Annotated in this window: 19 protein-coding genes; 10 read left to right on the top strand and 9 right to left on the bottom strand. The window is 61.9% G+C overall.

Translation table 11 applies throughout. The annotated features are described in order from the left end of the window. Positions 1-596 (top strand): SDR family NAD(P)-dependent oxidoreductase (locus VJX68_RS02525; RefSeq protein WP_324094069.1); only part of this gene is annotated, 596 nt, incomplete at its 5' end. A gap of 153 nt (positions 597-749) precedes the next feature. Here VJX68_RS02525 and VJX68_RS02520 read toward each other — a convergent pair. Both VJX68_RS02520 and VJX68_RS02515 read right to left on the bottom strand, forming a co-directional pair. After that, on the bottom strand, positions 750-1,757 hold the full coding sequence (locus VJX68_RS02520) for an aldo/keto reductase (RefSeq protein ID WP_324094068.1): 1,008 nt from the start codon (positions 1,755-1,757) through the stop codon (positions 750-752). Between the two features lie 341 nt (positions 1,758-2,098). Beyond that, on the bottom strand, positions 2,099-2,494 hold the full coding sequence (locus tag VJX68_RS02515) for a hypothetical protein (RefSeq protein WP_324094067.1): 396 nt from the start codon (positions 2,492-2,494) through the stop codon (positions 2,099-2,101). Between the two features lie 25 nt (positions 2,495-2,519). On the opposite strand from VJX68_RS02515, the gene VJX68_RS02510 reads away from it, so the two are divergent. Continuing rightward, complete coding sequence (locus VJX68_RS02510) at positions 2,520-3,680, top strand: outer membrane protein assembly factor BamB family protein (protein ID WP_324094066.1); 1,161 nt, start codon at positions 2,520-2,522, stop codon at positions 3,678-3,680. 22 nt (positions 3,681-3,702) lie between these two features. Here VJX68_RS02510 and VJX68_RS02505 read toward each other — a convergent pair whose 3' ends face one another. Both VJX68_RS02505 and VJX68_RS02500 read right to left on the bottom strand, forming a co-directional pair. Continuing rightward, positions 3,703-4,314 carry an NHL repeat-containing protein gene (locus VJX68_RS02505; RefSeq protein WP_324094065.1) on the bottom strand — a complete coding sequence of 204 codons (612 nt, stop codon included), beginning with the start codon at positions 4,312-4,314 and terminating at the stop codon, positions 3,703-3,705. Beyond that, complete coding sequence (locus VJX68_RS02500) at positions 4,239-4,718, bottom strand: hypothetical protein (protein ID WP_324094064.1); 480 nt, start codon at positions 4,716-4,718, stop codon at positions 4,239-4,241. The genes VJX68_RS02505 and VJX68_RS02500 overlap by 76 nt, the downstream gene beginning before the upstream one ends. 166 nt (positions 4,719-4,884) lie before the next feature. On the opposite strand from VJX68_RS02500, the gene VJX68_RS02495 reads away from it, so the two are divergent. Further along, entirely contained in the window at positions 4,885-5,385 is a 501-nt protein-coding gene (locus tag VJX68_RS02495) for a 4Fe-4S dicluster domain-containing protein (RefSeq protein ID WP_324094063.1), read from the top strand. A gap of 25 nt (positions 5,386-5,410) precedes the next feature. On the opposite strand, the gene VJX68_RS02490 is transcribed toward VJX68_RS02495, so the two are convergent. After that, complete coding sequence (locus tag VJX68_RS02490) at positions 5,411-5,854, bottom strand: pyridoxamine 5'-phosphate oxidase family protein (RefSeq protein ID WP_324094062.1); 444 nt, start codon at positions 5,852-5,854, stop codon at positions 5,411-5,413. A gap of 95 nt (positions 5,855-5,949) precedes the next feature. Between VJX68_RS02490 and VJX68_RS02485 the strand changes: the two genes are divergently transcribed. The 7 genes from VJX68_RS02485 to VJX68_RS02455 all read left to right on the top strand — a co-directional run bounded on the left by VJX68_RS02485 (position 5,950) and on the right by VJX68_RS02455 (position 16,583). Next, on the top strand, positions 5,950-6,618 hold the full coding sequence (locus VJX68_RS02485) for a TetR/AcrR family transcriptional regulator (RefSeq protein WP_324094061.1): 669 nt from the start codon (positions 5,950-5,952) through the stop codon (positions 6,616-6,618). A 1-nt stretch (position 6,619) separates the two neighbouring features. Further along, positions 6,620-7,432 (top strand): HAD family hydrolase, encoded by an 813-nt coding sequence (locus VJX68_RS02480; RefSeq protein ID WP_324094060.1) that lies wholly within the window; start codon positions 6,620-6,622, stop codon positions 7,430-7,432. Further along, entirely contained in the window at positions 7,419-9,059 is a 1,641-nt protein-coding gene (gene larAH / locus VJX68_RS02475; protein WP_324094059.1) for an NPN-dependent hydroxyacid isomerase, LarAH14/15/16 family, read from the top strand. Before VJX68_RS02480 ends, larAH begins: the two co-directional genes overlap by 14 nt. 25 nt (positions 9,060-9,084) lie before the next feature. Continuing rightward, the gene (locus VJX68_RS02470) at positions 9,085-13,404 is read left to right on the top strand and encodes an AMP-binding protein (protein WP_324094058.1); all 4,320 of its coding nucleotides are present in this window, start codon (positions 9,085-9,087) and stop codon (positions 13,402-13,404) included. Between the two features lie 79 nt (positions 13,405-13,483). Beyond that, on the top strand, positions 13,484-14,023 hold the full coding sequence (locus VJX68_RS02465; protein ID WP_324094057.1) for a dual specificity protein phosphatase family protein: 540 nt from the start codon (positions 13,484-13,486) through the stop codon (positions 14,021-14,023). Positions 14,024-14,051: 28 nt separating this feature from the next. After that, positions 14,052-14,792: a CDP-alcohol phosphatidyltransferase family protein gene (locus tag VJX68_RS02460; RefSeq protein ID WP_324094056.1), complete on the top strand. Its 741-nt coding sequence runs from the start codon at positions 14,052-14,054 to the stop codon at positions 14,790-14,792. After that, positions 14,793-16,583: a hypothetical protein gene (locus tag VJX68_RS02455; protein WP_324094055.1), complete on the top strand. Its 1,791-nt coding sequence runs from the start codon at positions 14,793-14,795 to the stop codon at positions 16,581-16,583. A gap of 9 nt (positions 16,584-16,592) precedes the next feature. On the opposite strand, the gene VJX68_RS02450 is transcribed toward VJX68_RS02455, so the two are convergent. The 4 genes from VJX68_RS02450 to lolA all read right to left on the bottom strand — a co-directional run bounded on the left by VJX68_RS02450 (position 16,593) and on the right by lolA (position 20,282). Continuing rightward, positions 16,593-17,531, bottom strand: coding sequence for a P-loop NTPase (locus VJX68_RS02450; RefSeq protein ID WP_324094054.1), 939 nt, complete (start codon positions 17,529-17,531; stop codon positions 16,593-16,595). A 135-nt stretch (positions 17,532-17,666) separates the two neighbouring features. Then, the gene (locus VJX68_RS02445; RefSeq protein WP_324094053.1) at positions 17,667-18,116 is read right to left on the bottom strand and encodes a TraR/DksA family transcriptional regulator; all 450 of its coding nucleotides are present in this window, start codon (positions 18,114-18,116) and stop codon (positions 17,667-17,669) included. A gap of 22 nt (positions 18,117-18,138) precedes the next feature. Then, positions 18,139-19,479: a 30S ribosomal protein S12 methylthiotransferase RimO gene (rimO, locus tag VJX68_RS02440; RefSeq protein WP_324094052.1), complete on the bottom strand. Its 1,341-nt coding sequence runs from the start codon at positions 19,477-19,479 to the stop codon at positions 18,139-18,141. Between the two features lie 113 nt (positions 19,480-19,592). Further along, positions 19,593-20,282: an outer membrane lipoprotein periplasmic chaperone LolA gene (lolA, locus tag VJX68_RS02435; protein ID WP_324094051.1), complete on the bottom strand. Its 690-nt coding sequence runs from the start codon at positions 20,280-20,282 to the stop codon at positions 19,593-19,595. Positions 20,283-20,320 lie beyond the last annotated feature (38 nt).

Raw genomic sequence — 20,320 nt, 5'->3', positions numbered from 1 at the left:
TCGACATCATTTACAACAACGCCGGAATCGGCGGGGCAGTCGGACCGCTCGAACAAATCTCCGTCGAGGATTGGGACAAGAGCCAGAATGTACTGCTGCGCGGCGTATTCCTCGGGATGAAGCATGCGGCGCCCGAGATGCACAAAGTTGGCGGCGGCTCGATTATCTCCACGGCGTCGGTCGCGGGTATCCGCGGCTTCAACGGGCTGCACGCCTACTGCGCGGCGAAAGCCGGCGTCGTCAACCTGACGCGCTCGGCAGCGCTCGAGTTCGCGAAGGACAAGATTCGCGTCAACTGCATCTGCCCCGGCGGCATCAACACGCCGATCCTCCATCGCAATCAGCCCGGCGTGAAAGAAGCGATGGAACAATGGATGGCGAAGGCGCAGCCGATTCCGCGCGCGGGCCATCCGGAGGACATCGCGGGGATGGCGCTGTATCTAGCCAGCGACGACTCGGAATTCGTCACCGGGCAGGCGATGATCGTGGACGGCGGATTGACCGTCGGGAGCCAGTTCTCACCGAACGCAGGTGGACAGGACGCACCGTCGCCGATCGCACCCGGTACGTTCATGGGACCGTCGTTCCAAGGATGATCGACGAGGCGCGTCCGCGTGGACGCGCCTCGTAACCTAACCCCTAACCCCTTCCCCCGGTGGAAGGGGAACCGGATTTTGGTCGAACGGGCCTCGCAACCTGATCCCTCCCATGGTGGAAAGGGGACCAGGCAGAGCCGCGTCTATTCGCTGCTACTGCCGCGGATAGCCGGGCAGCCGCGCCTGCATTGCATTTGGATATTCGACCGGCAACGCGCTCGCCTTGTTGAGCGCTGCCAGCTCCGCCGCCTCGAGGCGAAATCCGATCGCGCCGAGATTCTGCTCGTTCTGCTCTTCGGTCCGCGCGCCATAGATCACCGAGCTGACGCCGGGCTGCTGATTCACCCACGCCAGCGCGACCTGCGAGATCGCACGGCCCCGCTCCTTCGCGACGTGCTCGACAGCTTCGAGCGTCCTGTAATTGCGCTCGTCGGCGAGCCGATTCCACATATCCATTTTCGCGAGGCGGCTGTCTTCGGGCGGGCGTTGACCCGAACGATACTTACCGGTGAGAAATCCACCGCCGAGCGGACTCCACGGAATTACGCCGACGCCTTCGTAGCGGCACAGCGGCAGAATCTCGCGCTCGATCTCGCGCGAAATCAGGCTGTATTGCGGCTGCAGGCAGTCAAACCGCGCGAAGTCGTGTTTATCGCTGACCCATAGACTCTTCATCAGTTGCCACGCCGTAAAATTCGACGCGCCGATGTACCTGACTTTGCCGTGACGCACGAGGTCGTCGAGCGCGCGCATCGTCTCTTCAATCGGCGTTTCGAAGTCCCATGAATGCACCTGGTAAAGATCGATGTAATCCATCTTCAGGCGGCGCAGGCTGGCCTCGACCTCCGACATGATATGCCCGCGGGAGAGGCCGATTTGATTCGGCCCGACCGTCTTGCCCATAAAAATATTAGCGTTGAAACGAACTTTCGTCGCGACAATCAAATCTTTTCGCCGCTCGCCGACAATTCGCCCGAGGATCTCCTCCGACGCGCCCGCCGCATAAACGTTCGCGGTGTCGAGGAAATTGCCGCCAACCTCGATGAACCGGTCGAGAATTTTTCCCGCGGTTTTTTCATCGGTCTCACGTCCAAACGTCATGCTTCCGAGGCAAAGTTCCGAAACTTTGAGCCCGGTACCACCTAATCGCCGATATTCCATGGCTTTTTCGTATCCTCCGCCGCCGAGTGTAATCCGACCGGCGGCGCGTGCAAATGAAAATTTTTGAAGTTTGAATAATCGCTGAAATGAATCGTCTCAATAAATGGGTGCGCACGGCTCTGGCACCCGGCCGGTTGGTTTGTTCCTCCCCAACTAAACCGGCTTCCGTCCGCAGCGTAAGCGGACGGCCGCTACGAACAGGCGGGCATTGGAGAGTCCCCCCCCTCTTCAGATGCCCGCCATTTTTCTTTTCAGTGAATTGCAGTTTGCTTTTGGTTACCGTTCTTGAGAGGCGGAAATCGCGCGCCAACTTGACACTGCGCTCTGGCATCAGTCATAGCTCATGGCTTGATGTTGTCGCGGTGGCTCAGATTGCTGGTGGTTGCGCCGGTTGTGTTGTTCGTTTTCGGAGCAATTCTGCTCAGCTGCGGCGGCGGCAGCAGCGGGACCAGCACGGCAACCGCAACTCCCGGCTTTTCGCTCGACTCCATTACGATCTCAACCGGCGCCCCGCCCTCGCCTACCTTCACGCCGACCCCGCCCCCCACAAAAACTCCCAAACCCACGAAGACGGCTACCCCCACTTTGACGCCGCGCCCGGCAGCAACGAGCACCAGTATCGTGAGCATCGGGCCGGATGGTGTGCCGACGGGAGGGACGGTCTCATTCAACGCAGTCGGTACATTCACGAAGAAATCCAAAATAAAGTACGAAGATATTACGACCGGACCGGCCACAATGTGGACCTCGACGGAGAACACGGTGTTTCTGGCGCCGCCGTCCGGAGACATGGGGGGCGAATACACGACCGGATTTGCGGGATGCGTCTGTATTTTTGCGAGCAGTTCGGGAGTGAGCAGTCAGCAGGTTGGCGTCGGCGTTTACGAGGATGTCGACACATGCCCGCTATGCCCGACTCCTCTGCCTACCGCGACACCGACGCCGAAGGCTGCCGGAGTGCCCTGGGCTTCGAGTACGCCGGCCGCATCGGCGCGGAGCGCGGGCGTTCTGATGTGGACCTTCGATCCGGGCGCGCTGTTACGCGGACGAATCGCGACCGGCGCGGACGGCTCAATTTCCTTCATCACGCGCGACGGCGTGCTGCACGGCCTGAACTCCTCGGGCAAGGAAACGATGCGCCGCGGTGCGGATGGTTCGTCGCCGGCAGTTTTGCCCGACGGGACTGTGGTCGCGATGGCGTCCAAGACAGCGCTCGCGGCGATTAGTCCTGACGGCGCGACGCTTTGGAATCTTGAAATTGGCGAGAGCGCAGGACCGCTCGCGGCAACCGATCGCGCGATTTACGCATCGGCGGGCGGCGACCTAGTGTCGGTCAGCGATTCGGGCTCTCTCAACTGGCGCGTGAGCGTGGGGCCGGTGAACACAGCCGCGGTGACTCCTGACGGAGTCGTGGTGGGAACTTCACGCGGCGCGGTCACTGCGCTGGCGTCGGACGGCGCGGTGGCCTGGACATTCCAGCCTGATGGCGGATTTTCGGGATCGGTTGCTTACGCTGACGACGTGGTTTACGCGGGCTCGGCCGGCGGCGGCGTGTATGCGATGGATTCACGCACCGGCAACCCGCTGTGGCATGTCAATGCCACGGAAGCGGTAACCGCGGGACCGGCAGTCGCTCCATCGGGAACAATCTTCGCGGGCGCCGACACTATCTTCGGAGTCTCCGCCGATGGGCAGCTCCGATGGAAAAATTCGACGCTGAGACCGGGCGATGCCGGGTTGATCGTGCTCGGCAACGACGGCGTGTTCGACGCGGCAACGGGCGACGTGGGCGCGGTGCTTACGGGCGACGGCAGCTACGTATGGACCTCGCGCAGCTTCGGCAAGATCACGACGGCCTCGTCATCGGCGTCGGGGATGCTCTACGTCGGGACCTCGACCGGCCGCATCTTCGCGGTTAGATAGCTGAAGCTCCGGGTAGATGACGCTATGACGCCGGACCGAAGATGATTTGATAGTTCTGATATACGCTACCCGTCACGATGACCTTGGGCACCGGGGCACCGCTCGTCTTCAGCTGCGAGGCAGCAAACTTCGCGATTGTTCCGTCAAGGTAGTCCATAACCAACAGATCGCCTTTGCTGTCGAATACCGCGCTAAATGGCCCCTCTCCGGCAAGGACGGCACTGTTCAATTTAACCGTTGGAGCGGGATTGCCAGAGCTGGCCAATTGACCCTTCGCATACTCTACGACTGTGTGCGCGCCATAGTTGGGAACCCAAAGATTTCCGTTCTTATCGAACGCAATTTCTCCCGGTTCAGAGATGCTGGTGCCGCTACCGTCGTCAGAGAGCACGACCGTGGCCAACTTGCTGCCGCCACTGGCCAGCTGGCTTTTGCTGAACTCGGCGATCGTGTTCCCTGCCTCATTGTCCACCCACGCATTCCCGGCTTTGTCGAACGCGATAAAATTTGGACCGTCCAGATTCGAATCGGAAGAGCTGATGACTATGTTGGGCGCTGCTATATTCGCGCTGCCGGCAGCCAACTGTCCCTTCGACAGTTCATCGAGCGTGTTGTTCGATTGGTCAGCCAGCACAGGTTACCTTGCGAGTCGAAGTTACAGCCGGTGATTTCACTGAACGTGGACGTACTGGTGATTATCACTGGGGGCGTCGGGTTCGGTTCGTGTGCGAGGTTTTTGAGTTGGGCAGCGGTGAATTTCACCACCTCGTCGAAGTGGATGACCGCCCACAGGTTATGGGACTTGTCAAAGGCAAGACCCGACACTTGATCATACGTGCTCAGCGCACGCGGCGTTGGCATCCCGCTCTTTTTGAGTTGCTTGGAAGTGTAGGACGCGATGCCAGGGGCCACACCATCCAACGAAACCCACAGCGTCGAGCCGCCGCACCATGCGCGCGAGGGCGACCCGCAGGCCAGCGTCAGAAGCGCAATCGCCGCCGCAAAGCGGCGCAAGCAAAAGATATTTCTGTTCTTCAAGTCGATTTCTTCCTCACTTTGAGACCTGGGTTAGGCTAGTAGACCACTCACCGGTTGAGCGCAAGTCAGCGTCCTGCCGTCAGACCGCATTTGCGCGTAGGTTCAGCCTATCGACTTTCCACTTGCCGCTTGACCGGGCGCGCCGAAATAGTTTGAAGATATACGCATGAGCGCGATCGACATCATCAAGCGCCGGCTCAAGGAAGACCGCATCCCCGAGACTCCTGAAGAAGTCGGACAGAAGAAAAAGCGCCCGCGCGAAGTCGCGTTCATGGACGTGAACCTGTGCTTCCCGTGCGGCAAATGTCCTGAGTTCTGCCCCGTGCAATGCATCGAGTACATGGCGGCCGGTTCGGTACCGGGACGCGGCGTGCAGCCGGTGCAGGACCGCTTCCAGGAATGCATCGGATGCTACATCTGCGTCGAAGTATGCGCGCTGTTGACGGACTACGACGCGGTCAGGATGTACGACAGCAACCTGGTCGAGGAAGTGCTGGGCGTGAAGATCACGGACACTCCTCCGCCCGAGCCAATCGCGGCGCAGCCATACGAAGAATATTTTTCAGAGGGCGGCCAGTATCGGCATCTAGGCAAGGGCTCGCGCATCCGCGAGAAGATGACCGCCGAAGAGCGCGCAATTTTCGCCAGAGAACGCGTGCGCGGGTAATCCTCGCCAGGTATCTCTACCTGCGCTAGGCGCGCCAGACTTCCGGCTTCTTACCCGTCGTCATCTCGGCCAGCGACGTCACCTCGACGCGATCGGGCGTTATCAGCATCAGGCCGAAGTCTTTCGACTCGGGCCCTCCCGGCCAGAACTGCGAGAGATCGTAGTCGAAGACCTTGCCGTTCCAGATTCGCTTTTTTTCAGTAATGTCTTCCACAAATTTCGCTGTGCCGGTGACCGTTAGATGAACCATTTCGACGCCGATTTGGTAGAAGAGCTCGACCTTGGGGTTCTTGTCGATATGACGAGCCTTGGCCGACGCGCGTCCGGTTGCGACCCACACCCGCTCGCCCTCGAAGGCAGGATGCACGACGCGAACCTTGGGCTGGGATCCGACGGTGGTGGCGAGATATGCCCAGGTCGCCTTCGTGGCGGTCGCATGGACTTTCTCCCAAAATTTTGAATCGCTCATCTGAATACCTCCAAAGTTTCGTAACACGCTCGCGGCGGATTTGACACTGCGCGGTATCCCGAACTACTCTGCAAGTTCCGCACGGAGAAAGCGCGATGGAACGCCAAGCCCGACGCGCGCAGGTGCTGCGCCACGCCAAGCGCATCTTTGCTCGCAAGGGATATCACAGGACCAATGTCGCGGACATCATTGCCCGCGCCCGCATCGCACGCGGCACGTTCTATCTCTATTTCCAGAACAAGAAAGACTTGTTCGAGGAATTGCTCGAGCAGGTCGTCAACGAGCTGACTCAGCGGATTCAGCGGTTGCGGCCGGGGGCGGGAGAGCCGGACGCCGTCGATCAATTGCGTGCGAACTTGACGCGGGTGCTGAGCTACGTGCTGGCCGAGCGCGAACTCACCGACATTTTGCTGAATCATTCGACGGGATTCGATCACGAGCTCGACGACAAGATCCAGGATTTCTACGACCGGATCGCGGCGCTGATCAAGCGGTCGCTCGATCTCGGAATCGAGATGAACCTGGTGCGCAACGCGGACACGCGCGCGGTCTCGTACGCGATCCTCGGCGGAATCAAGGAAGTGATTGGGATGCTCTCGCGCATCGATGACACGGACATCGCGGCGCTGGTCGAAGAAATACTGCAATTCGGCTTGAGCGGCGTCGCTCGTCCCGAGCTATTAAAATTCGTGCGCGCGCGAGGCGAAGCTGCAGGTGAAGAGGTCCGAAACGAGAGCTCTTTTTTTGAGCCCAAACTAGACTGACATGTCAGTTTATGGTCATAAGAAATCGTCCAACGGCCACGCCGCCAAGGCCTCGAAGCGTCGCGCGGCTTTTTACGATCTCGACGGCACGCTGGTCGATCTTAACCTGGTGCATGCGGCGATTTTCACCCTTGCCAACGTCGGAGAATGGAGCGGACGAGTCTCGTACCTCCTCGGTTTCGCCGCGCGAATCCCGCGCTTGTACATCGCGGAGCAGCGCGACCGCCGACTTCTGAACACCATCCTGTTCGAGGCGTTCAAAGGCATTTCGCGCGACCGTTTGTTCTCCCTCGGCGAGGAATATTGCGAGCGCATCCTGTTCGGCCATCTTTTTCCACGAGCAGTGGAATTGATCGAGGCGAATCGCGAGGCCGGGTTCGAGCCGGTGCTCGTCACAGGCTCGCCGGACTTCATCGTGGCGCCGCTCGCTCGTCAGCTCGGAATTGCCGACTTCGCCGCGAACCGATTTGTCTTCAGCCGCGGCCGCGCGACCGGCAGGCTGGCCGAGCCGGTGATGGCTGGCGACGAGAAGGCGGTCTGGTGCGAGGACTACGCCAGTGCCCACGATCTCGACCTCGCGGATTGCTGGGGTTACGCCGACTCACATTACGACACCGCGTTTCTCGCCAGGCTCGGGCATCCCGTCGCGGTCAACCCAGACCGCAGATTGCGCGCCGCCGCGCTCAGCCGGCAATGGCCGGTGCTCCATTTCGAGACGGCAGCGTCTTCGGAGCAGCCTTTTGATTTCGACAGCGACTTGGAACTCAACCACGACAGCGAACGATCGACGCGAGGCTCGGATGGCTCGGCCTGAAGCAAAACTCAAGGAACTTAAAACCGCGGAGTCGCGGCATGAGGTCGGGGCGCGCAGCGAGCTGGTCGTCAGGGTGAATCGACGCTCGGAGCGCCGCATCATTCCGTATGGCGAGGAATTTCTGTTCGAGAAGCTGCCGGTCGGCACGCGCGTCATCTATCCGCCGCCCCCGCTCGACCCGCTTGCCGACGCCGACCAGGCGATTCGCTACGCCCTGCTCCATCCTGAGAACCAGGACCCGCTGTTCGCGCAGCTCAGTCCGAACATGCGCGTGACGATCGCGATCGACGACATCAGCCTGCCGCTGCCGCAGATGCGCCGGCCCGACATCCGCGAGCGGCTGTTGAATCAGGTGCTGCAGACGCTTGCCGACTACGGGGTTGACGACGTCCACCTGGTGATCGCGACGTCGTTGCATCGGCGGATGACGGAAGCCGAGATCCGCCGCGTCGTTGGCGAGCGCGCGTTCAAGCAATACTGGCCGGACCGGTTGTACAACTTCGATGCGGAAAATCGCGCCGAGCTGGCGATGCTCGGCAAGACGGAGCATGGCGAGGAAGTGTGGCTGTCGCGGCGCGCGTCGGAGTCCGACCTGCTCATTTACTTGAACATCAACCTGGTGCCCATGGACGGCGGGCACAAGTCGGTCGCGGTGGGACTAGCGCCGTACCAGAGCCTGCGGCATCACCACAACGTCGGGACGCTGCGCGATTCGCACTCGTACATGGACCCGACGCGCTCGGCTCTGCATCGATCGTCGGACCGGATGGGCAAGCTCATTCACAGATCGGTCAAGATTTTTCAAATCGAGACCGCGGTGAACACGCGGATGTACGGCGGGATGCTGGACTTCCTGCACAAGAACGAAGATCACTTCACCGACTGGGATCGCACGCGCCTGAAAGGTTTTCAGTGGACGATGCGCAATATGTCCAGCGAGATGCGGCGCACGGTGCTGCACAACTACGCAGCGCCGTACGGAATGATCGGCGTGTGGGCGGGCGACACTGAGACGGTGCATCAGAAGGCCCTTGCGCGAGTGTTCCAGCAATACGCGGTGCCGGTGAAGGGTCAGGCCGACATTTTAATTGTCGGCGTGCCGTACATCTGCCCGTACAACGTCAACTCGATTATGAATCCTGTTCTAGTGCAGTGCACCGGCCTCGGCTACCTGTTCAACATGTATCGGAACAAACCGCTGGTGCGCGAAGGCGGCACGATGATCGTCTGTCATCCGCTGCGCGACGAATTTCATCCCGAGCATCATCCGAGTTACATCGAGTTTTTCCATCGATGCCTCGCCGAGACGACCGACGCCGTCGAGCTCGAGAAACACTTCGAGCGCGAGTTCGCGGCCAATCCGACGTACATCCATATGTACCGCTACGGCAACGCGTACCACGGCGTGCATCCGTTCTACATGTGGTACTGGGGCGAGCCGGCCCGCCAACACGTGGGGCGCGTTATTGCGGCGGGATGCGAGGAGCCGGAAGTCGCGGCGCGGCTGGGCTGGGAGGCGGCAGACACGCTCGACGAGGCAATCGCGATGGCGACCTCGGAGCTCGGTCGCTCGGCCGAGATAACTTACCTGCATCTGCCGCCGCTGGTGATCGCGGATGTCGAGTAGCAACGGTAAACTCAACGGGGCAGCAATGCCCGCGCTCGAACAGGTGCTCAAGGGCCGTCGCATCTTGCTTACCGGCGCGACTGGATTTCTCGGCAAGGTGTTCCTCGCGATCCTGCTGCGATGGCATCCCGAGATCGAGCGCGTCTACCTGTTGATTCGCGGCGACCGGCGCAGCAGCGTCGGCCGCTTTCGCCGCGAGATTCTCGACTCGCCGGTGTTTGCGCCGCTGCGCGAGCATCTCGGCGAGGAGTTCGATCGTTACATCGAAGAAAAGATCGTCGTCGTTCCCGGCGACATAACCAATGACGGGCTGCTCGGCGAGGAAGCGAAGCCGTTCAAGCCGGGCAGTCTCGACGCGGTCGTGCACAGCGCGGGGCTGGTGAACTTCGAGGCGTCGCTGGAAAAGGCGATCGAGGTCAACACCACCGGCGTCGCGAACGTGATCGAGTTCTGCCGCAAAGTCGGCGCTGCGATGATGCATGTGTCGACCTGTTACGTCGTCGGAAGCGCCGACGGGCATAGATACGAAGACGACATTCCCGAGAACTGGAGCCCGGACGGGCGCAAGTCGTTTCGGCTTGAGCGCGAAATTCGCGACGCGCTTGCGGCGATCGAGCGCGTGCAGGCCGAGTCGCGCGATCAACTGCGTCACGCGGAGTTTCGCGGCGACGACGGTGCCGCCGACGCGCCGCGCGAGTCGGCGCTCGAGCATCGACGCAAGCAGTGGGTCGAGGAACGCCTCAAGCACGTCGGCCGCAAGCGCGCGCAAAGTTGGGGATGGCCCAACACGTACAGCTACACGAAGAGTCTTGGCGAGCAGTTGGTGCTTGCGAATCGCGACATGCTCAACGTCACGGTCGTGCGTCCGGCGGTGATCGAAAGCGCGCTCCGCGATCCGTTCCCCGGATGGAACCAAGGCGTCAACACCAGCGCGCCGCTGACTTATCTCGCCGGCCGCGGCTATCGATTTTATCCTGCCAAGGCGGAGCTGGTGCTCGACGTTATCCCGGTCGATCTCGCGGCGCACGCGATGATTCCGATCCTCGCCGCGCTGCTGTTGCGCAAGCACAAGCCCATCTACCAGCTTTGCACTTCGGATCGGAATCCGCTTCCGATGCGGCGGCTGGTCGAACTGACTGCCCTCAGCAATCGCCGCGAGCATCGCAAGGACAGCGGCACGATGCGCTGGCTGGGGCCGCATCTGGAAGCCGTTGTTGTGTCGCAGAACACTTACGACCTCGCCAGCGACAAGGTTCCGCAAATTCTCAAGCAGGCGGCAGCCTTCGCGCGCAGCGTTGTCGGCGCGGAGAATCAGCGCGCGAAAAAGATCGAAAGCGGGATCGATAAATTCAAAGAGAACACCGACCTGGCGCGCGAACTAGTCGAGGTCTATCGCCCCTACATCCAGGAACTCGTTTATACCTTCCACGCCGGCAACATTCGCGCGCTTTACGCGACGCTCAAGCCGGCCGACGCCGAGCGGCACCCGTTTCGTCCCGACCTGATCGATTGGCGCGACTACTGGATCAACATTCATCTGCCGGGCCTGCGCCGACACATTTTTCCTCAGCTCGATCTCCATACACGCGGACGAGCCAAGTCGCTGCCGCGTCATCGCAGTCTCGTCGATATGCTCGACCGCGCCGCCGACCGCAACGGCTCGCGGATCGCGATGATCGCCCGCCGGCCGTCGGGCGAGCAGACGCAGACGACTTACCGCGAGCTGCGCGACCGCGCGCATCGGGCGGCGCTGCTGCTGGCGACGCGCGGAATCAAGCCGGGAGACCGCGTGCTTCTGATAGGCGAGAACTCGCCCGATTGGGTGCTCGGCTATTTCGCGATTCTATGCGCCGGCGCGATTGCCTTGCCGCTCGACCAATTGATTTCCATTGAAGAGCTCGCACCGATCTGCAAAATCGCGGAGCCCACCGCCGTGCTGCGCTCGAGCGCGGTTCACAAGCGCTTCGATTCGGCGCTGGGCAATGCGCATCCGAAACTCATCGAGCTCGATCTCGCCGAGCTCGCACGGCCGTTCATCCTACGCGGCGACGCCAAGACTCCGCCCGCGCCGCCCGAGCGAAAAGCGCTCGCCTCAATCCTGTTTACCTCCGGCAGCACCGGCGCGCCCAAGGGCGTGATGCTGTCGCACGGCAATTTCGCGGCCGAAATCGCGATGCTCTCGCGCGTTTTTTCACTGGGCGCCGACGATGTCGTACTCTCGCTCTTGCCACTTCACCATGCGTTCGAGTTCACCTGCGGGATGCTACTGCCGCTCGCCAGCGGCGCGACGATTGTCTATCCGCTCGAGGTCGAAGCGAAAACGCTGTCGCGCACGCTCGCCGACGTTCGCCCGACAGCGCTGATTGGAGTGCCCGCAGTATGGGAGGCAGTACATCGGCGCATCGTCGACGAAGTCGAAGCGCGCGGTCCCTTCTTTCACGCCGCCTTCGACAACCTGCGCGATCTCAATCGCCGGCTCGACACTAACTCGGGCCTCAACTTCGGCTCGATCGTTTTCCGACAGGTTCATTCCGCGCTCGGCGGACGGCTGCGGCTCGCCGTCAGCGGCGGCTCCGCCCTGCCCCATCGCGTGGCCGAGTTTTTCAACGACATCGGAATCCCGCTGCTCGAAGGCTACGGCCTGACGGAGGGGGCACCGGTTCTGTGCGTCGCGCGGCCTGACGAACCGCTGCAAGTCGGCGCGGTCGGAAGGCCGCTGAACGGCGTCGAGATCAAGTTGATGCCCGCGACCGGATCGATCGGCGAGATTGTCGCGCGCGGTCCTAACATCATGGCGGGTTACTATCGCAACGAGGCTGCGACCGCCGAGGTTCTGAGCGACGGATGGCTTCACACCGGAGACCTCGGGCGCTTCGACGACGACGGGCGCCTGTACATCGTCGGCCGGGCCAAGGAAGTCATCGTCGATTCCGGCGGCAACAATATCTACATCGAGGAGCTCGAGGAAATTTACGGCTGCTCGCAGTACGTCAAGGAGATGGCGGTAGTCGGTTTGAAGGTCGGACAGGGTGAGCAGGTCGCGGCGCTGGTAGTGCCCGCCTACGCGCGAGGCGAGAGCCGCCGGGCAGTTGAGGATCGCTTGCGCAGCGACTTCGACAAGGTCGCGCGCGAACTGAGCGCGTACAAACGGATCAGGATTCTCCGCTTCACCGACGCCGAACTGCCGCGGACGCGCACCCGCAAGATCAAACGCGCCGACGTGGCCGCGAGCTTGCGGAGGATGCTCGAGGTTCGCGCGAGTGCCGCCGAGGATACCTCCAACTCCGAGGTCGAGACGTGGCTCGCTGAGGCGCTCGCGTTAATCGCCACCGAACCGGTCAACCTCACTCCCGCCACGCGCTTGATCGAAGACCTCGGCCTCGACTCGCTCGCGCTGGCGGAAATCGGCGAGCTGATCGGCGAGCGCGCGAGCCGCCAGATTGCGCCGGAGGAAATCGCGGACCTTCGCACCGTCGAGGACTTACAACTCCTCGCCGCGCAACCGGGCGGCAACGGCCGAGTGCGGATGCCCTCCTACGCAAAGTTCGCCGAGCCCTACACTGTGCATCTGCCGTCGCCGCTGAAGTGGCTCGGTCGATTTGCAGTGCGTGGGGCCGAGCGGGCGATTTTCGACGGATGGCTGAAGCCGAAGATTCTCGGGCGCGGCAACATACCGGCGAATCGCAATTTCATCGTCGTCGCGAATCATTCGAGTCATCTCGACTTCAGCCTGGTCGGCCACGCGCTTGGCGCGGTTGGCGACGACCTCCGCGTGCTCGCCGCCAAGGATTATTTCTTCAACACGCCGGCGCGCCGCTTTCTCGCCGCGAACTTCACGTCGATGATGCCATTCGATCGCGAGCGCGCTCAGCTCGAATCGCTGGAAGACGCGCTCGCCGAGCTGGCTCAAGGGCGCAGCGTCCTGATGTTCCCCGAGGGCACGCGCTCGGCCGACGGCGTGATTCACGAGTTCAAGAGTGGCGCGGGATTCCTGGTGCTGCGCAGCGGTTGCGACGTTCTGCCGGTGCTGATTCGCGGCACCCATGACGTGATGGGCAAGGGCAGCCTCATCCCGCGCCGCCATCCCGTGGAGGTTCGCATCGGTCGCGCGATCACCGCGAGCAAACTTCGCGAACTGGCGGCGAGTTCCGAAGGCGCCGGCGCCTATCGCAAAATCGCCGACACGATGCGTTCGGCGGTCACCGCGCTTTCCGGGTCGCGCTCGAAATTGACGCCGGCCCTCAAGACGGAAACTACGGACGAGAATGGCGCCCAACCGGCCAACCAAGCGCGCGCCAAAATCGAGCCATCGCCCGAACGGCCTCGCGGGCACGCCAAAGCTTGATGCCCGCATACACCGCGCTTTGGCATCTCCTGCATTAACATGACGCTGGAATACTTGCCCGCCGGATGGTTACATTTGGATGATGGTGGACTGGTTCAGCAAGCATCCCGACCATGCCGCTCGGCCGACTCGCGGCCATCGCCGGCCGTCGGTGAGTGTGATTTCGGAAGAATTGCTGGTCGGCGAATATCCGAGTCAGGCTGATATCGCGTGGCTCAAGGACACCTACGGGATAACCGCGGTTCACAATCTGCAGGACGACGACGACCTGCGCATGAACGGGTTGGATAACGGCGAGCTCAGCGCGGAGTACGATGCTCATGGGATCGACTACGTGCGGACGCCGATCCAGGATGGCAGCGCGGACGCGATGGCCGAGCGGCTCGAAGCGGCGCTCCACGATCTTCGCGACCTGGTCGGTTCCGGTTCGCGCGTTTACCTGCATTGCAACGCCGGGATGAATCGCGCACCGACGCTGGCGATTGCGTTTCTACGCGCATATCGGCAAATGTCTCTCGAAGAAGCGATGAAGCTCGTGAAAAAAAATCGCGCGTGCGGGCCGTTCATGACGGTGCTCGAGGAATACTTCGGGCCGCGCGATTACAAGCCGGACAAATGACTTGACCTCGTCAGGCGCAGCCGGAAGTTTGCCGCGGGCGTTCCCGAGGCAGAGATTTCTCACGGCCTGCGCGTGGGGCGTACATCTATATACCGCGCTCGGGGCGGCGCTCGGTCTGCTCGCGATCTTCTTCGCCTCGCGCGGCGACTTCCGCGCATCGTTCCTCGCGATGGGCGTGGCGACGATCATCGATTGCACCGACGGCCCGCTCGCGCGCTGGCTGATGGTCAAGATTCGCGTGCCGACCTTCGACGGCGCGCTGCTCGACAACATCGTCGACTACCTGACCTACACCGTCGCGCCGGTGTTCCTTATGCTCGCGGCCGGCATCATCCCGGAATCGCGATGGGGCCTGGCACTGGCGTGTTTCGTCATGCTCGCGAGCATTTACGGATTCTGCCACACCGAAGCCAAGACGCCGGACAACTACTTCCTCGGCTTCCCGAATTATTGGAACCTCGTCGCGTTTTATCTTTACTGTCTCGGTAGCGGCACCATCTTCAACGTGGCCGTGCTCCTGATTCTCGCTGTGATGGTGTTCATGCCGCTCAAGTACATCTATCCAAATCGCACCGTCCCGCTCCGTCCGATAACGCTCACGCTCGGAATCATCTGGGGATTTTTGACAATCGCATCGCTGTTCATGCTGCCGGCCGTGAATCCGATCATGTTGTGGGCCGGGCTGAGTTACATCGCGTACTACTTCATTGCATCGTTCATGCTCCACGCACGGTTCGCGCTGAAGTCCAATCGAGCCGCGTCGACCTGAATGCCTGAGCCCAGGCTAAATACCGCGCCCGCCGCTTCCGAGTCATGGCTCGAGGTGATCGATTCCAATTCTCCTCTGCTCTTAATCGCGCCGCATGGCGGACGCGCAGAGCCGCGCACGCGCTCAATGCTGAATCCCAAGGTCAACGACCTGCATACCGCGGACATCACGCGCGGGCTCGCGGCGCGGCTCGGCGCGTCGGCGTTGATCAACGTCGCGATGGATCGCAACCGGCTCGACTGCAACCGTCTCTCGCAAATAATCGAGCGCGCACCGTGGCTGCTCGAAATGATCGCGGACCGGGTCGGTGCAATCGTCGAGCGTCACGGCCGCGTCACCGTGCTGCTCATACACGGATGGAACATAATCGAGCCGCGCCTCGATTTCGGACTGGGATTGCGAACCTCGGGCAGTGAGCTACGGCCGCCCGGTTCCGCCTGCGTCTCTGCCTGCGACGACTTCATCAACGGCCCGCTCGCTGGACTCGCCGACCGCCTGCATGGGCATGGCATCAAGCCGACTTACGGTATGCGCTATCCCGGCGGCGGCCTGCAAAACTTGTTGCAGGCATTCACCGCGCGTCATCGCGAAAGTCCGCACGTGCCGCTAAGAACGATCTCCGAAATTGCGATGCGCGGTGCCGTCGATGCTGCCCAGCTCGAATTGTCGGTTGCGCTGCGGATGCCCGGAGAGCTGCGCACGCGATGCGAAGACGCAATCGCCGAAGTTTTTTCAGGAAACGGAAATGCGCATGTATCTAGCTCTCCGATAGCGATAAATCGTGCGCCACGCCCGGCGGTCCCGAAATCCGAAATCGGCGCTGCCGCGACGGTCGCGTCGCCCGGCCGCGTCGGCATCGAATTTTACGACCCCGCCGCACACTTCGGAGCGATGGCCAGTTTCGACGTCGGCGGCGCGGGCATGGGCGCGCGAATCATGATGCTGTTCGATCACCATCGCGCAGCGTTGTTCACCGCCGAAGGCCGTCCGACCCCTTCCGCGAACGCCGTCACTCACGGCCCGCTTTCGCTCCGGCGCGAGGGTGAGTCGATCGTGCTCGCGTTCCGCGGACCCGCCGTGATCGTGCCCGACGCGACGGCCTACCTGAGCATCGAACGCGCCTTGGCTTCGGGGCGGCTGGACGGCGACGCAGAAGTTGACGTGTGTTTCGAAATCGATCGCGCCGGCGGCGAATTCCACTTCGACCGGATTCTCGCGTCGTCCGCCGCCTCGCAGGATGCGCCATCGTCAAGCGCCGCGTTCGGGCGAATCGCAGGACGTGTGCGAATCGACGGCGTCGCACGGACGGTAAACGGATTTGCGCGCGCAGGAATGTCGTTCACAGGGCTGGGGCCACAGAAATTCACCGCGCGTCGGATGCTCTGGGTGTCTTTCGATGATGAAGAGGCGCCGCGTGCTCTCGAAGCCCGTTCGGTTGCGACCGGCGATGCGCCTCCCAATCAGAGCGCCAGGATTCTCGGCGCGGGCGGATGGTCGTCGTGCAGGCTGCGCGATCTCACGATCGAGACGCTCTCGGTCGAGGAGCCGCCGCATCGTATCTTCGCGTCGTTGATCCGCTCCGACGGATCGTCATGCGAACTCGAGGGCACCGTCGAATGCTTCATTCCGCTGTCGCGCCCCGGACCCGGGCAGTCGCGCATCTACACGACACTCGGATTCGCAATCTTCCGCGACGGCACCCATCGCGGGGCCGGGATGTTTGAATATTCGCGCGTCGCCGATTCGGTGCTGACGGCGGCCGACGAGAACGATGATTCCGATTCGGATTGAAGTGCCGCGCTAAGCGAGCGTATCTGCCGCACGCGTGCGCGACGCGATCATAGCGTCGACCTGGTTCGCGATGTCGGCGAGCACTTTGCCCGTGGGCGTGGCGGCGTACTCGCGCACGAACGGCACGCCGCGATCGGTGCTGTCCGCGAGCCGTGGTTCAAATGCGAGCCGCGCCATTATCGGCACACCGGCCTCGCGCGCGATTCCATGCAGATCACCTTCCGGCCACAGCGGCCGAACCGCGCGGCATCCGTCGCAGTTAAAGCCGACCATGTTCTCCACGATGCCGACGATCAGTACGCCGATCGCGCGCCCAATCTTCATCGCATTGCGTGCGGCGCTGGTGTCCTGTGCCGACGGATGAGTCAGCAGCAGCACGCCATCGAGCGCCATCATCGACGCGAGCACGTGTAATCGATCGATACCTGTGGCGAGATCGATGATCAACAAATCCAAGCTCCCGAACTGCGATTGCGCGAGGATTCGGCTGAGCGCGTCGCGATAGCTCAGTTCCGCGGGACGTGTCGGAGCGGGCGCAACCGGCTCGCCGCCATTGTTGCCGTCGATCTGATCCTGCACAAAGCTGATCGGTGGCGCCTCGCCGCCGGGAAGCTGATCGCTGGAAACCACGCGCAAGCCATGCGGTCCCGCGGCCGGCTCGATTCCTTCGATCATCGGGAGGCGCCGCTGCGGTTTCATCCCGAGCATCGCCGCGACGCTGGGCGAATTCAGGTCCGCATCGACGATTGCGACCTTGCGGCCTTTCATCGCCAACACCGCTGCGATGTTCACTGCGAGCATGCTCTTGCCGACCCCGCCGCGAGCACTCGCAAGCGCAATCGTCGCGCCGACGCCGGAAAGATTGGCGCGAATCCGCTCACGAACTCCGGCTACATCGCCGGACGGACCAGCGGCTCCGTTGTGATCAATATACGAGAATATTCTCATTAACTGGCTGCTGAGATCCCACGGATCGATCCTAACGGTCGTTCAGGCCGCAGGTTCTCAGCAAGTTTGCCTGTCTAGGATGACTGTTTTGGACCGCGCGGTAAACAATGGCCGCCTGTCGCGCACCCGCGCGATCTAGGCGTCGTCGTCGGCGTCAGTCGAGCCGATTTTGCGGTAGGTATTGGGTTCGTCGTCGAGTCGCCGCTGCGATTTCGCCTCGCGCTCCTCATCCTGCTGGCAATCGCGGCACAGGCGCGAAAACGGCATCGCGTCGAGCCGTTCCTCGGCGATCTCCAGTCCGCACGACTCGCAGACGCCGTAGGTGCCGTCGTCGAGACGCTCGAGCGCGTCGTCGATTTGCTTCAGCTTAATGCGCTCGCGGTCGGACAGGATGAAGTTGATCTCGCGATCGCGCTCCTCGGACGCGAGGTCGTAGGTGTCCATCCCCTCGTCCTTGTTGCCTTCGCGTTCGGCCCGCAACTCGGAGTCTATCTCGCCGAGCAATTTGGTCTTCGTGTCCAGCAGTTGTTCGCGCGCCTTGGCAAGAAACTTCTTTCGGTTCGCGGCAACTGGTTTCTTGGTCATTGAATTCCGACTCCGACGTATATTAAGCGGCCGCGCCGGCGACCGTTGCGTGCAGATCGTAGCTGAGCGCCTTGTCAATTCGCGCGCGGACGAACTCGCCCGCCTCCGCGTCGCCCGCAAGAAAAACGGAGCCGTCGATCTCCGGCGCCTGCCCCGAGGTTCGCCCGCGCAGCCGCGCCGAGCGTCCGGGCATCGGGCCCTCAACCAGCACTTCGACTTCGCGCCCGACCAGGCCGCGATTTTTCGCCAGCGAAATTTCTGACTGCGTCGCCATCAGGCGGGCTCGCCGCGCGCGCTTGACGCGCTCGGGCACCTGGTCCGGCATGTCGAAGGCAGCGGTATTCTCTTCGCGCGAGTAGGTGAACACTCCCACGCGATCGAATTGTTCGTTGCGGACGAAATCCACCAAGCGCTCGAAGGCGGCGTCAGTCTCGCCGGGGAAGCCGACGATAAACGAAGTGCGCAGCACGACGCCCGGGATTCGCTCGCGCACGCGCTCGAGCAGCTTGACCAATGCCGCGCCGGAGCGCTCGCGCCGCATCGCCCGCAGCATCGCATCGTCGGCGTGCTGCAACGGCATATCGATATACTTCACGACCTTGGGCAGCTCCGCTATTGCGTCGAGCAGCTCGGAGGTCACAAAATTCGGATAGCAGTAAAGCAGCCGTATCCAGCGGAGCTCGTCGATAGTCGAGAGTTCGCGCAGCAACGCCGCCAGCGAAGACGGCTGGTTGAGGTCGCGGCCGTAGGCGGTCAAATCCTGCGCGATCAAGTTGATCTCGCGCACGCCGCCGGCCGCGAGGTTGCGCGTTTCGGCGACGAGGTCGGCAAGCGGGCGGCTCTCATGCAGCCCGCGAATCTTTGGGATAATGCAGAAGGCGCACTTGTGATTGCAGCCTTCTGAAATCTTCAAGTAAGACGTGAAGAAATCTCCAGTCTTAACTCGCGGGATTGCCGACGTCGGCAGCAGATGCGCCGCGCCGGCATACGGAATCGGCCGCGACTCGGGCGCCTCGGTGCGCCGCAGCAGCTCGGGCAAATCGAGGAAGTTACCGGTGCCGACGAACACATCCACTTCGGGCATCGTCGCCGCGAGCTCGGTCGCGTACCGCTGCGACAGACATCCCGCGACCACCAGCCGCTTGCCGAAGCCGCGCTTCTTAATCTCGGCCGCCTCGAGGATGGCGTCGATCGATTCCTTCTTCGCCGCCTCGATAAATGCGCAGGTGTTCACCAACAGCACTTGCGCCTCTTCGGGATCGAGCGTGATCTCGAACCCGGCAGACGTGAGCGCGCCAAGCATCAGCTCGCTGTCGGCGAGATTCTTGGGGCATCCAAGCGTGAGTAGGTGAACCTTTTCCATTTGCAGAACCGGGAGAACTTACGGGGCTTTTAAAAATACCCGTCGCATACTCGCGAGGCAATCGCGGCCGAACGTTTCAGCGCGTCTGTCGTGCTTTCCAGTGTACCAGATCGTCACGGCGAGGCGGGTGCCGTCACGATATCCGCGCCCGCCGGCGCCTTGAATGCGAAAATCGAATCGGGCAGTTTCACATTATCATGGATGTCGCTGAAATCGATCTTCGTCACGTCGCCGAGTTGATCGGTCAGAGTCAAGGTCATCAGGTTGTACATCTTGGGATCGAGTCCGACTTCGATTTTGTAGCCGCCGGTCCTCGCATCGAGGATCAAATCGATGAGGCCGTTCGCCGTCCCGGGATTTGCAAACGCGGCCTTGAAATCGCGGTTGATATTCCCGATTCCAAGCAGGAACGAGGTCGCGCTGCTCGATTTGAGCGCCTGCTTGAGGGGAGTCTCGACGACCTGGTTGAGGTCCGGGTCGTAGCTGTAGAGCGTCTCGCCGTCGCTGACGACGGTTTGCTTTTCCGGGTCCTCGAAGTCCCATCGCATACGACCGGGCTTGCGAAATGAAAATGTGCCCTGACGTTTGCGTGTCGGCGCGCCAACGGTGGTGATCTCCTCGCTGAATTTCCCTGTGAACGAGTTAGTCTCGCGGTAATGATGTTGCAGTCGATCGAGCACCTGCTTCAAATCTCTGCTGACAGGCTCACCCGCGGGCGCCATTGTCTCCGATCGAGAGGGCGCAGCGACGACGAGCAACATCACGATTGCCGGAAAGATCACCCTCCACGCTGTTTTCATCATCAGACTATGTTGTTTAGACGTGATCGACTGGACGAGAC

Origin of the sequence: Binatus sp. (SeqCode) (assembly GCF_035272065.1) — a bacterium.
GTDB lineage: Bacteria > Desulfobacterota > Binatia > Binatales > Binataceae > Binatus.
This window is presented reverse-complemented; position numbering and strand designations above follow the sequence as displayed.

What these genes read in the sequence shown, in the direction of transcription:
- VJX68_RS02490 (WP_324094062.1), bottom strand. Translation starts at nt 5,854, where the DNA reads ATGAGCGATTCAAAATTTTGGGAGAAAGTCCATGCGACCGCCACGAAG.
- VJX68_RS02450 (WP_324094054.1), bottom strand. Translation starts at nt 17,531, where the DNA reads ATGAGAATATTCTCGTATATTGATCACAACGGAGCCGCTGGTCCGTCC.
- larAH (WP_324094059.1), top strand. Translation starts at nt 7,419, where the DNA reads ATGGCTCGGCCTGAAGCAAAACTCAAGGAACTTAAAACCGCGGAGTCG.
- lolA (WP_324094051.1), bottom strand. Translation starts at nt 20,282, where the DNA reads ATGATGAAAACAGCGTGGAGGGTGATCTTTCCGGCAATCGTGATGTTG.
- VJX68_RS02470 (WP_324094058.1), top strand. Translation starts at nt 9,085, where the DNA reads ATGCCCGCGCTCGAACAGGTGCTCAAGGGCCGTCGCATCTTGCTTACC.
- VJX68_RS02480 (WP_324094060.1), top strand. Translation starts at nt 6,620, where the DNA reads ATGTCAGTTTATGGTCATAAGAAATCGTCCAACGGCCACGCCGCCAAG.
- VJX68_RS02520 (WP_324094068.1), bottom strand. Translation starts at nt 1,757, where the DNA reads ATGGAATATCGGCGATTAGGTGGTACCGGGCTCAAAGTTTCGGAACTT.
- rimO (WP_324094052.1), bottom strand. Translation starts at nt 19,479, where the DNA reads ATGGAAAAGGTTCACCTACTCACGCTTGGATGCCCCAAGAATCTCGCC.
- VJX68_RS02495 (WP_324094063.1), top strand. Translation starts at nt 4,885, where the DNA reads ATGAGCGCGATCGACATCATCAAGCGCCGGCTCAAGGAAGACCGCATC.
- VJX68_RS02485 (WP_324094061.1), top strand. Translation starts at nt 5,950, where the DNA reads ATGGAACGCCAAGCCCGACGCGCGCAGGTGCTGCGCCACGCCAAGCGC.
- VJX68_RS02465 (WP_324094057.1), top strand. Translation starts at nt 13,484, where the DNA reads ATGATGGTGGACTGGTTCAGCAAGCATCCCGACCATGCCGCTCGGCCG.
- VJX68_RS02445 (WP_324094053.1), bottom strand. Translation starts at nt 18,116, where the DNA reads ATGACCAAGAAACCAGTTGCCGCGAACCGAAAGAAGTTTCTTGCCAAG.
- VJX68_RS02455 (WP_324094055.1), top strand. Translation starts at nt 14,793, where the DNA reads ATGCCTGAGCCCAGGCTAAATACCGCGCCCGCCGCTTCCGAGTCATGG.